Below are 9,970 nucleotides of genomic sequence, written 5' to 3' on the forward strand. Positions count from 1 at the left end.
GGCGCCGGCGCAACGGGCGGCCGTGGCGGGGGTGGGGGCGGCATGGGCGCAGGGATGGGCGGCGGTGGAATGGGCATGGGCGGCGCATTGGCCGACAGCCCGGACGATCCCGCCGATCCAATGGCCCGCAAGGGCTGAGCCCCGTCCGCATGCCCGAACAAGGCGGAAAGACGGCGTGGCTCTGGCGTCGGGGAAAATCGAACGCTATAGCCGCTATAACAACCGACTCTGGCCGACGAAGAGACGCGATTCATGGCTGACGCCCACGCCACTCCGCAGCACGACTACCACCTGGTGGCGCCCAGCCCCTGGCCGCTGGTGTCCTCGGTCGCTGCGACCATCATGTTCATCGGCGCGGTGATCTGGATGAAGGGCCTGGCGCCGGCGGACGGCGGCCCGATCGCCGCCAACTTCCTGGCCGAAGGCAAGCCGGGCGTCTTCTTCGCCGGTCTGGCTGGCGTGCTGATCTCGGCCTTCTGCTGGTGGGCGGACGTCATCAAGGAATCCAAGGCGGGCGACCATACGCCGGTCGTGTCGCTGGGCCTGCGCTACGGCATGATCCTGTTCATCGCGTCGGAGGTGATGTTCTTCGTCGCCTTCTTCTGGATGTTCTTCGACATGGCCCTGTTCCATGAGTCGCGGGCACTGACGCCGGAAGTCGGCACCTGGGCCGACACCGCCAAGGCCTGGTCGACCTGGCCGCCGAAGGGCGTCGAGGTCCTGTCGCCGTGGCAACTGCCGCTGCTGAACACCGTGACCCTGCTGCTCTCGGGCTGCACCGTCACTTGGGCCCACCACGCGATCCAGGTCGGCGACCGCAAGGGCGCCAAGATCGCCCTGATCATCACTGTGGCCCTGGGCGTGCTGTTCACCTGCGTCCAGGCCTATGAGTACAACCACATCCTGCACGAGAAGCTGTTCTTCAACGAGGAGGCCGTGAACTCGGGCCTGTACGGCTCGATCTTCTTCATGGCGACGGGCTTCCACGGCTTCCACGTCCTGATCGGCACCATCTTCCTGGCGGTCTGCCTGATCCGCCTGCTGAAGGGCGACTTCACCCCGCAGAAGCATTTCGGCTTCGAGGCGGCGGCCTGGTACTGGCACTTCGTGGACGTGGTCTGGCTGTTCCTGTTCGCCTTCGTCTATGTCGTCTTCGGTTGATCCAAGACGGCCCTGAAGACATCGCAGCGGCGCGGGACGAGGAATCGTCCCGCGCCGTCGTCGTTTCCGATACGCCGGTTCGCTGGGCGCTGCGGGGGCGTTGTCCCCGGTGTGGCCAGGGCGCGCTGTTCGCGGGCTTTCTGAAGGTGGCGCCCGGCTGCACGGCCTGCGGTCTTGACTATTCCACCATCCAGACGGGCGACGGCCCCGCCAGCTTCATCATGCAGATCGCCGGCTTCATCGTCGGCTTCTCGGCCCTGTTCGTCGAAATCGAATACCATCCGCCCATGTGGGTGCATCTGATCGTCTGGCTGCCGCTGGTGGTCGCCCTGTCGCTGGCCCTGATGCGGCCGGGCCGGGGACTGATGATCGGGCTGCAATATCGGAACCAGCGATGAAGCGTTTCCCCTGGATCCTGACCGTGCTGACGGTGCTGGGCCTGATCCTGCTGATCGGCCTGGGCGTGTGGCAGGTCGAGCGGCTGAAGTGGAAGGAAGGGCTGATCGCGGCGGCCGATGCGGCGGCGGCGAAACCGCCCGCGCCGCTGGAGCAGGTGCTGGCGGAAGGTGATCTGGAGTTCAGGAAGGCGCTGATCGTCTGTTCGGGCCTGGCCAGCGCGCCCTTCGTCGAGCTTCAGAGCATCCATGACGGCGAGGCCGGGGTGCGGCTGATCTCGGCGTGCAAGCTGGCGGGGGCGGATTTCACCCTGCTGGTCGATCGCGGCTTTGTCGGCGACGGCGTGACGGCGCGTCCGCGCGTGGTCGAAACCACCCTGCCGCTGGTGATGGTCGGAGAGTTTCGCACCTTCGACAAGCCCGGCGCCATGAGCCCGGCGCCCCGCGACGGCCGCTTCTACGCCCGCGACACGGCGGCGATGGCCAAGGCGCTGAACGTCACCGGCCCGGTCCGGCCCGAGGCCGTGTTCGCCATCACCGCCGTCAATCCCGAGTTCGCGGCGCTGAGGCCGTCCGCGCCGCCGGCGGCCTTTTCCAACAACCATTTCGGATACGCCCTGACATGGTTCGGACTGGCGATCGCGCTTGCGGGTTTCTATGTGGCCCTGCTTCGCCGTCGCATCAAGAAAGACGGTCCTCAAGCAGCCGCGCACCGCGTGCGCGGCGATAGGAAAGACTAGAATCCTGACTTCCCTGCACACCCTGTCCAACGGCGTTCGCGTCATCTGCGATCCGATGCCGGGGCTGAAGACCCTGGCCGTCGTCGTCACCGTCAAGGGCGGGGCGCGCTGGGAGCCGCTGGATCGGTCCGGCTGGTCGCACCTGCTGGAGCATCTGGTGTTCAAGGGCGCCGGCGACATGGCCGCGCGCGAGATCGTCGAGCGGATCGAGGCCGAGGGCGGCACCATCAACGCCTCCACCGGCTACGAGCGCACCAGCTTTGAGGTGCGGGGGCTGGACGGCTCGCTGCCGCTGGCGATGCAGGTGCTATCGGACCTGGTGTTCCGCCCGACCCTCGATCCTGCTGAGATTGAGCGCGAGAAGGACGTGGTGGCCCAAGAGATCGCCGAGGCCTTCGACACGCCCGACGACCATGTGTTCGAGATGGTGCAGACGCGCGCCTTCGCCAAACAACCGCTGGGCCGCCCGATCCTGGGCTCGGTCGCCAGCCTGAAGCCGGCCGACAAGACGTCGGTCGAGGCGTGGCGCGCGCGGCTGTATTCGCCCGACCGGATGGTGGTGTCGGTCTCAGGCGCGGTGGACGAGACCGAACTGCTGGCCCTGGCCGAGCGCTGGTTCGGCGATGCGGTGGCGACCCCGGCTGACGCGCCCGCGCCGGCCGCCTTCGTCGGCGGACACGCGAAGCTGACGCGCAAGATCGAACAGGCCAATCTTGTGTTCCAACTGCCGGCCCTGTCCGCGACCGATCCGGCGCTTTCGGCCATGCGGCTGTTCGGCGAGATTCTGGGCGGCGGCATGGCCTCGCGCCTGTTCCAGAGCGCGCGCGAGGAGCGGGGCCTGGCCTACGCCATCGACGCCTATCAGGAGCCGTACGAGGATACGGGCGTGCTGGGAATCTACGCCGGGGCGGCGGCGGATCGGGCGAAAGAACTGGCCGAGGTCTCGGCGGCCGAGGTGCGGGCCCTGGCCGAGAACGGGCCGACCGAAAAGGAGTTGTCGCGCGCCAAGGCGGTGATGAAGGCCGGCCTTTGGATGTCCGACGAAAACCCGATGAGCCGCGCCGGGCGCAACGCCGCCCAGACCCTGATCTTCGGCGCCCCGCGCTCGAGCCTGTCGATGACCGAACAGCTGGAAGCCCAGACGATCGAGGATGTGCGCGCGGTCGGCGGCCGGGTGCTGGCCCCTGGCCAGGCGGCCAGCGCCGTCCTCGGCCCGAAGTCGGCCGCACCGGCGGGCGAAGCCTTCGCGGCGGCCCTGTTCGCGGGCTGAGGGAACGCGCCGGGGCGCGGATCGGTTATGCTGGCGCTTGAACCCGTCCAGCCCGGAGACCTTCCATGACCGTCCGCGTCGCCCTGATCGTCGGCAGCCTGCGCAAAGGCTCCTATTCGCGCGCCATCGGCATGGAGCTGAAGGCGCTGGCTGAGCCAGGGCTGGAGATCGAGCCGGTCGAAATCGGCGACCTGCCGCTCTATGACCCCGACCTGGAGACCGATAACCCGCCGCCGGCCTGGGAGCGGTTTCGCGAGGAGGTGGCGACGACCGAGGCGGTGCTGTTCGTCACGCCCGAATACAATCGCTCCATTCCCGGCGCGCTGAAGAACGCCCTGGACGTCGGCTCTCGCCCCTATGGCCACAGCATCTGGCAGGGCAAGCCCGCCGCGATCGTCAGCGTCTCGCCCGGCGCCGTCGCGGCGTTCGGCGCCAACCACCACCTGCGCCAGCCGCTGGTTTTCCTGAACATGCCGACCATGCAGCAGCCCGAGGCCTATATCGGCAATGTCGCGGACCTGCTGGACGAGAACGGCAAGCTGAAAAAGGACGACACCAAGACCTTCCTGAACAGCTTCACCGACGCCTTCGCCGCCTGGATTGACAAAACGAAGCCGTAGGGCCGTCGCCTCAATCGATCCATGAAATCCCTGTCATGAGCGAACGGTAAGCTGTGCCGTTGAGTGTGACATGTCACTAGAGCCGTGAGGGCTTGCGCTTCGCATCCGCGAAATGAGGCCGAACACGGGACGAGATGACATGAAGGCTTTGATGATCGCGCTGGGCGCCGCGCTGCTGCCGGGTTTGGCCGTCGCGCAGGAAGCGCCTCGCGAGGTGTCCATCCCGTCGGGCGATGCGACGATGTCGGCGCGGCTGCTGCAAGGGGTCGGGGAGGGCGCACGTCCAGCCGTCGTCCTGTTCAACGGTTTCCCCGCCGGACCCAACATCCCACGCATCGCACTGGATCTTCAGAAGGCCGGCTATAGCGTGCTGCTGCCGCAGTATCGCGGCACGGGAACGTCCGGCGGGACGATCAGCCTTCAGCATTCGCGCGAGGATGGGGCGGCGGCCGTGGCCTGGCTGAAGACTGATCCGGCCAGCGGAGCGGACGCCTCGAAGATCGGCGTGATCGGCGTCAGCTATGGCGGCTGGGTGGCGTTGCAGACGGCGGCGGCGGATCACGGCGTGCGCTGCGCCGCGGCTCTGGTTCCGGCCGACATGGGCGTGATCGGCGCACGCTGGGGGACGGACGCGGACTATCGTGCGGCCTGGAAGACGGATCTGGACAGTTTCGCCGCAGAACCCGAGACGACCCGTTTCGGCCCCGAAGGTGTGGACGGCTTCATGAACGCAATCACGCGCGACGCCGCCATGTCCGGTCTGGCCCAACGCGCGCCCGAGCTGGCGGACCGTCCGATCTTCGTCGCGGGCGGCCGCAAGGATCCGGCCGCGCCGTTCGCAGATCACTATGCGCCCCTGGTCGAGGCCCTGCGCGTGGCCAAGGCGCCGTTCGCGGCTCTGGAGTTCGACGGCGGGCACAATCCCTCAGAAGCCTCTGCCGCCGCGCAGGGCTTCATCGAGCGGACCTGCTTCAGCCGATAGCTTGAGCCCCAATTGAAAACGGCGGCTCCGTGAGGAGCCGCCGTCGCCAGTTCAGCTGAGACGCTGAAATCAGCCGATGGTTTGCAGCTGGCCAGCCGATTCCTTGCCCGAACGCTTGTCGCGTTCCAGCTCGTAGGAAACCTTCTGGTTTTCATCCAGGCCGCGCAGGCCAGCGCCTTCGACGGCCGAGATGTGGACGAAGACGTCCTTGCCGCCGTCGTCGGGTTGGATGAAGCCGTAACCCTTGGTCGGGTTGAACCATTTGACAGTGCCGGTAGCCATTTTGAGACCTCCGTTAGAAATTGACCGAGGGAACGTCCCTGCGGCCTGTCGGGTCTGAATGGGAGCGGCCTTGACTCGTGCGTTCGCAGAGAGAGTGGGCGTTACGCAGAGAGATCGACGAGCTCTATGTGCGCAGATATTCATGACAGATGCAAGCGCGGGCCGGTCGGGCCGAAAATCCAATAATGGGAACGGTTTAGCTTGGCGCGCGTTGTTGGAAGGCACGAAAGGCTTCCAACATGAACCGCACCCACGTCGTGGAGCGCGCCTACCAGCTCGCTCGGACCAACGATTGTCTGAACACCGGCGATGTCGTCAAAGCGTTGTCGGGCGAGGGCTATTCGGGCGCCGAAATCTCGCACTTCCAGGGCAGCTCGATCCGGGCCGACCTGAACCGCATCTGCAAGATGCCCAAGCCCGACCTCGAACCGACCTCCAACGCCGCCTGACAGCTCAATGCGCGCCGGCGCCGTCCGGCAGATGCATCTTCTCGAACCGCCCCACCCGCGTGACCAGGGTGCGGGCGGCGTCGTTCATGCCCAAAACCTGCACGTCTGCGCCCTGACGGCGGTAGCGGAAGACGACCTTGTCCACGGCGGCGACGCCGGTCAGATCCCACAGATGGGCGTCGCTGAGATCGATCTCGACGCGCGTGGGTTGGCCGTGATGCTCGAAGCTGGCGGCGAACAGATCGGCCGAGGCGAAGAACAGCTGGCCTGAGACGCGGTAGCGCAGCACGCCCGGTCCCGGCGTTGGAACCTCGGTCACGGCGATGGTCTTGCCGGCCTTGCGCATGAAGAAGATCGCCGACAGCAGCACCCCCAGGATGACGCCCTTGGACAGATCGTGGGTGGCGACGACCGTCACGGTCGTGGCGATCATGACGATGGACGACTGAAGCGGGGTGGAGCGCAGCTTCATCACCGACGACCAGTCGAAGGTGCCGATCGAGACCATGATCATGACGGCGACCAGGGCCGCCATTGGGATCTGGGCGACCCAGGTCTGAAGCGCCAGCATCAGAAACAGCAGGAACAACCCGGCCCACAGGGTCGATAGTCGTCCCCGCGCGCCCGAGGTGACGTTGATCATCGACTGGCCGATCATGGCGCAGCCCGCCATGCCGCCGAAGAGAGGCGACAGGATGTTGGCGATGCCCTGGCCGCGCGTCTCGCGATCCTTGTCCGACGGGGTGTCGGTGATGTCGTCGATCAGGTTGGCGGTCAGCAGGCTTTCCAGCAGGCCGACGAAGGCCAGGGTCGCCGAAATCGGGGCGATGATGACCAGCGTCTCCCACGTCAGGGGCACGGCGGGCAGATGGAACATCGGCAGGCTGGTCGGCATCTGGCCCATGTCGCCGACGGTGCGCACATCTAGCTTCAGCACGATCACCAGGGCGCTGATGGCGACGATGGCGACCAGGGGCGAGGGCACGGCCTTGGTCAGGCGCGGAAAGCCGTAGATGACGACCAGGGCCGCCGCGACAAGGGCGTAGGTGATCCAGCCCCGGCCGATCAACTCGGGCATCTGGGCCAGGAAGATCAGGATGGCCAGCGAGTTGACGAAGCCGGTCATGACGCTGCGGCTGACAAACTTGATGTAGCGGCCCAGCTTCAGCAGGCCGATGACGATCTGGAACACGCCGCAGAGCAGCGAGGCGGCGAACAGATATTCCAGCCCGTGGTCGCGCACGAGCGTGACCATCAGCAGGGCCATGGCGCCGGTCGCGGCCGAGATCATGGCCGGACGCCCGCCCACGAAGGCGATGGTCACGGCGATGACCACGCTGGCGTAGAGGCCGACGGCGGGATCGACGCCGGCGATGATGGAAAAGGCGATGGCTTCGGGGATCAGAGCCAGGGCCACGACGGTCCCCGCCAGAAGATCGCGGCGAGGATTGGCGAGCCATTGCTGGCGCGCGGAGGCGATGATGGACATTTCAGGATTTCATCTGGATGAGCCTGACCGACGTTTCGGTTTCCGGCGGCTCGGTTTCCCAGCGGATCGGCGGCGGGGATAGCCACCCGTCGCCTGCGAACAGGGCCGGGTCCAAGGTGATGGCGTCCTGATGCGATGTTGCGCCGCAAAAAGCAAGCGTGGCGGCTAGACCAGACCGTCCATGGCCGGCGCCTCGGCGGCGCTGCCGGGTAAAACGCGGGCGTCCAGCGCGGCGCGGTCCAGGCCCATGTGATCGCGCAGCACGCCCTTGAAGACCGAACGGATGTCCAGCGTCGGGGCCAGGTCGCGGCTCTCGAACAGGCGTTTGTCGGCCAGGGTCGGCCAGTCGCCGATGGGGCCGCCGCGCTTGACCGCACCCCCTGCCAGCAGAAGCGACGAGCCGGTGCCGTGGTCGGTGCCTTGCGTGCCGTTGGCGCGGGCGGTGCGGCCGAACTCGGTGGCGACGATGACCGCCGTGCGCGACCAGGCGTCATCCAAACCGTCCCTCAGGCCCGTGACCAGTTGATCCAGGCCCGTCAGCCGGGTCTGGAGTTGCGCGCGCTGGCCCGCATGGGTGTCCCAGCCGTCCAGCGAGACGGCGACGATGTCGGCGCCCTCCGGTCCGGTCATCAGCCTGGCGACGGCCTGGCCCAGGCCCTGGACGTCGTTGCGGCGCAGGCGTTGGTCGCCGCCCTCCATGCTGACCAGTTGCTCGGTCGCCAGACCCCGCGCCAGGTTCTGGCCCAGCATCGGATCCTCGACGTAGAGGTCCTGAAGCAAGGAGGCGATGCGGTCGCCGTCACGCACCAAACCGCCGGGCGCCCAACTGGACACCGGCGCATCACCGCGCAGGATCAGCGGGGTCTGGGCGCCGATCGACAGGCCCTTCAGCGACGTTCCGCCGGCCGCGACGATGGCGCGGTTCAGCCAGCCGTCGGACTGTTGGCGCAGACCTTCGCCGCCGTTTTCCAGAACGTCCTGGGCGTCGAAGTGCGAGCGGATGCGCACGGGCAGGGCGACGGCGGGGGCGAACCGCATCTGACCCTGACCATAGAGGTCGTGCAGACCCGCCAGCGCCGGATGCAGGCCGAAGCCTTCGCTCAGGGCCAGGGCGCCGTTCGCCTCGCCGGGCGCGGCGATGGCCAGACCGCCGCGCAAGGGGACGTAGTTCGGATCGGCGTAGGGCACGGTCACCGACAGGCCGTCCATGGCGCCGCGGGCGATGACGACGACCAGCTTGTTGGCGGGGTCATTGGTCTGGGCGGCGACACGGCCGGCGAAGGCCAGACCGACCCCGGCGGAGGCGGCGGCCAACAGATGGCGCCGGTTTATATTGAGGGAGGTCATCGGCGTTGGAACTCCGGCGACATGAACAGAAGGGTGAGGGCCTCGGGCCGGCTTTCGGCGCGGGCGACGGCGAGGCGGGTGCGTTCGCCGAGGCGCGGGCCGAGGGCGGAGGCGGCGACCGCATTGGGATCGCTTGCTTGCGCCAAGTCGGCGGCGGTGCGCGACCAGTTCAGCCGCTTGACCAGGGCGTCGGGGCCGGCCCAGTCGGCGGCCGTGTCGGCCCAGCCCTCGGGCGATGGGGGCGCGAACGGCGACTGGCCCATGTCGAGCAGGGCCTGGCGCAACGGCTGGACCCGCTGAGGCCGGGTTCCCAGCGCGCGATGGGCCGAGACGATGAAGTCGTAGGGCGTCTTGATCTTGGCCGGCTGGGGCGTCCAGGTCTCTGGCGCGTCGATCAAGGCGCGGGCGACCTGGGCCAGATCGCCGCCGGAGCCGGTCCAGGCCGTTTCCAGCCGCGCGACCAAAGCGGGCGGCGGATCGTCGGCGACGAAATGGGCGGCGAGACGGCGCGACAGGCGTTTGCCCGTCGCCGGATGCCGGGCCAGGTCACGCAGGATGGCCTGCCCCTGGGCCAGGCCCGCCGCAGGATAGGTCTTGCCCATCACCGTACGGGCGCCGGGTTCGTGGACATTGGCGCGGAAGACGAAGCCGTCGGGACCGGGCTCGGCCTGGGCGGCCATGTTGCGCGCGCGGCGCGGACGGTTGGGCTGACGCTGATCGCGGGCGGCGGGGATCGACCAGCCGGTCAGGGCGCGCGCCAGTTCGGTGACGTCGGCCTGGGTGTAGCCCCCGTCAGCGCCGACCGTGTGCAACTCCATCATCTCGCGGGCCAGGTTTTCATTCAGACCGGCGTTGCGGCGCGCGCCGGCCATGCTGTCGGGACCGACCGATCGGGCCTGATCCAGATAGAGCAGCATGGCGGGATGCTGTTCGGCGGCCAGGACCAGATCCTCGAACCGGCCGAAGACGTGGGGGCGGATGGCCTCGCGCTCGTATTGGCCCACGAAGGCGCCGCTGGCGAACTTGGCGGCCGAGACGGTCAGGGCGTTCGACCAGAACAGGGCCCAGCGCTCGGCGAAGCCGTCGTCGGTGGTCGCGCCGAGCTGGGCGCGGGCCAGGAACTCCTGCGCCGTGTCCTGGGTGATGTCGCGGCGGGCGGCCTGACGGGCTTCGCGCCGGGCGACGGCCTGCGGATCGGCGGCGTCCGGCATACCGGAAGCGGGGGCAGGGGAGGG

At 68.0% G+C, this 9,970-nt stretch carries 11 protein-coding genes and 1 other annotated feature; of the genes, 7 read left to right on the plus strand and 4 right to left on the minus strand.

The window, feature by feature from the left end:
* Positions 1 to 252 precede the first annotated feature (252 nt).
* The 6 genes from B3T77_RS08795 to B3T77_RS08820 all read left to right on the plus strand — a co-directional run bounded on the left by B3T77_RS08795 (position 253) and on the right by B3T77_RS08820 (position 5,168).
* On the plus strand, positions 253 to 1,161 hold the full coding sequence (locus tag B3T77_RS08795; RefSeq protein ID WP_055806286.1) for a cytochrome c oxidase subunit 3: 909 nt from the start codon (positions 253 to 255) through the stop codon (positions 1,159 to 1,161).
* On the plus strand, positions 1,158 to 1,559 hold the full coding sequence (locus tag B3T77_RS08800; RefSeq protein ID WP_292078914.1) for a DUF983 domain-containing protein: 402 nt from the start codon (positions 1,158 to 1,160) through the stop codon (positions 1,557 to 1,559). The genes B3T77_RS08795 and B3T77_RS08800 overlap by 4 nt, the downstream gene beginning before the upstream one ends.
* Positions 1,556 to 2,296, plus strand: a complete 741-nt coding sequence (locus B3T77_RS08805; protein WP_292078915.1) for an SURF1 family protein — start codon at positions 1,556 to 1,558, stop codon at positions 2,294 to 2,296. Before B3T77_RS08800 ends, B3T77_RS08805 begins: the two co-directional genes overlap by 4 nt.
* A gap of 55 nt (positions 2,297 to 2,351) precedes the next feature.
* Complete coding sequence (locus B3T77_RS08810; RefSeq protein WP_292078916.1) at positions 2,352 to 3,566, plus strand: M16 family metallopeptidase; 1,215 nt, start codon at positions 2,352 to 2,354, stop codon at positions 3,564 to 3,566.
* A gap of 65 nt (positions 3,567 to 3,631) precedes the next feature.
* Entirely contained in the window at positions 3,632 to 4,186 is a 555-nt protein-coding gene (locus B3T77_RS08815) for an NADPH-dependent FMN reductase (protein ID WP_292078917.1), read from the plus strand.
* Between the two features lie 139 nt (positions 4,187 to 4,325).
* On the plus strand, positions 4,326 to 5,168 hold the full coding sequence (locus B3T77_RS08820; RefSeq protein WP_292078918.1) for an alpha/beta hydrolase family protein: 843 nt from the start codon (positions 4,326 to 4,328) through the stop codon (positions 5,166 to 5,168).
* Between the two features lie 69 nt (positions 5,169 to 5,237).
* Here the strand turns inward: B3T77_RS08820 and B3T77_RS08825 are convergent, their stop codons facing one another.
* The gene (locus B3T77_RS08825) at positions 5,238 to 5,450 is read right to left on the minus strand and encodes a cold-shock protein (RefSeq protein ID WP_008260410.1); all 213 of its coding nucleotides are present in this window, start codon (positions 5,448 to 5,450) and stop codon (positions 5,238 to 5,240) included.
* A 239-nt stretch (positions 5,451 to 5,689) separates the two neighbouring features.
* Between B3T77_RS08825 and B3T77_RS08830 the strand changes: the two genes are divergently transcribed.
* A complete protein-coding gene (locus B3T77_RS08830) occupies positions 5,690 to 5,899 on the plus strand; it encodes a hypothetical protein (protein ID WP_055753991.1) in 210 nt (69 codons plus the stop codon).
* Positions 5,900 to 5,903: 4 nt separating this feature from the next.
* On the opposite strand, the gene B3T77_RS08835 is transcribed toward B3T77_RS08830, so the two are convergent.
* The 3 genes from B3T77_RS08835 to B3T77_RS08845 form a co-directional block, all read right to left on the minus strand.
* Positions 5,904 to 7,382: a SulP family inorganic anion transporter gene (locus B3T77_RS08835; RefSeq protein ID WP_312185693.1), complete on the minus strand. Its 1,479-nt coding sequence runs from the start codon at positions 7,380 to 7,382 to the stop codon at positions 5,904 to 5,906.
* 58 nt (positions 7,383 to 7,440) lie between these two features.
* Positions 7,441 to 7,504, minus strand: a sequence feature (sul1 is cis-regulatory element that is thought to sense ions involved in sulfur or methionine metabolism; They are found in Alphaproteobacteria).
* 49 nt (positions 7,505 to 7,553) lie between these two features.
* Complete coding sequence (locus B3T77_RS08840) at positions 7,554 to 8,702, minus strand: DUF1501 domain-containing protein (protein WP_292078920.1); 1,149 nt, start codon at positions 8,700 to 8,702, stop codon at positions 7,554 to 7,556.
* A 29-nt stretch (positions 8,703 to 8,731) separates the two neighbouring features.
* Positions 8,732 to 9,970, minus strand: a 1,239-nt coding sequence (locus tag B3T77_RS08845) for a DUF1800 domain-containing protein (RefSeq protein ID WP_292078921.1), incomplete at its 5' end; no start/stop codon positions are given.

Source organism: Brevundimonas sp. UBA7838 (assembly GCF_002500885.1).
Taxonomy (GTDB): domain Bacteria; phylum Pseudomonadota; class Alphaproteobacteria; order Caulobacterales; family Caulobacteraceae; genus Brevundimonas; species Brevundimonas vesicularis_C.

Excerpts from the sequence above, each read along its gene's own strand:
- B3T77_RS08795 (WP_055806286.1), top strand. The coding sequence starts at position 253 with ATGGCTGACGCCCACGCCACTCCGCAGCACGACTACCACCTGGTGGCG.
- B3T77_RS08805 (WP_292078915.1), top strand. The coding sequence starts at position 1,556 with ATGAAGCGTTTCCCCTGGATCCTGACCGTGCTGACGGTGCTGGGCCTG.
- B3T77_RS08810 (WP_292078916.1), top strand. The coding sequence starts at position 2,352 with ATGCCGGGGCTGAAGACCCTGGCCGTCGTCGTCACCGTCAAGGGCGGG.
- B3T77_RS08815 (WP_292078917.1), top strand. The coding sequence starts at position 3,632 with ATGACCGTCCGCGTCGCCCTGATCGTCGGCAGCCTGCGCAAAGGCTCC.
- B3T77_RS08820 (WP_292078918.1), top strand. The coding sequence starts at position 4,326 with ATGAAGGCTTTGATGATCGCGCTGGGCGCCGCGCTGCTGCCGGGTTTG.
- B3T77_RS08825 (WP_008260410.1), bottom strand. The coding sequence starts at position 5,450 with ATGGCTACCGGCACTGTCAAATGGTTCAACCCGACCAAGGGTTACGGC.
- B3T77_RS08830 (WP_055753991.1), top strand. The coding sequence starts at position 5,690 with ATGAACCGCACCCACGTCGTGGAGCGCGCCTACCAGCTCGCTCGGACC.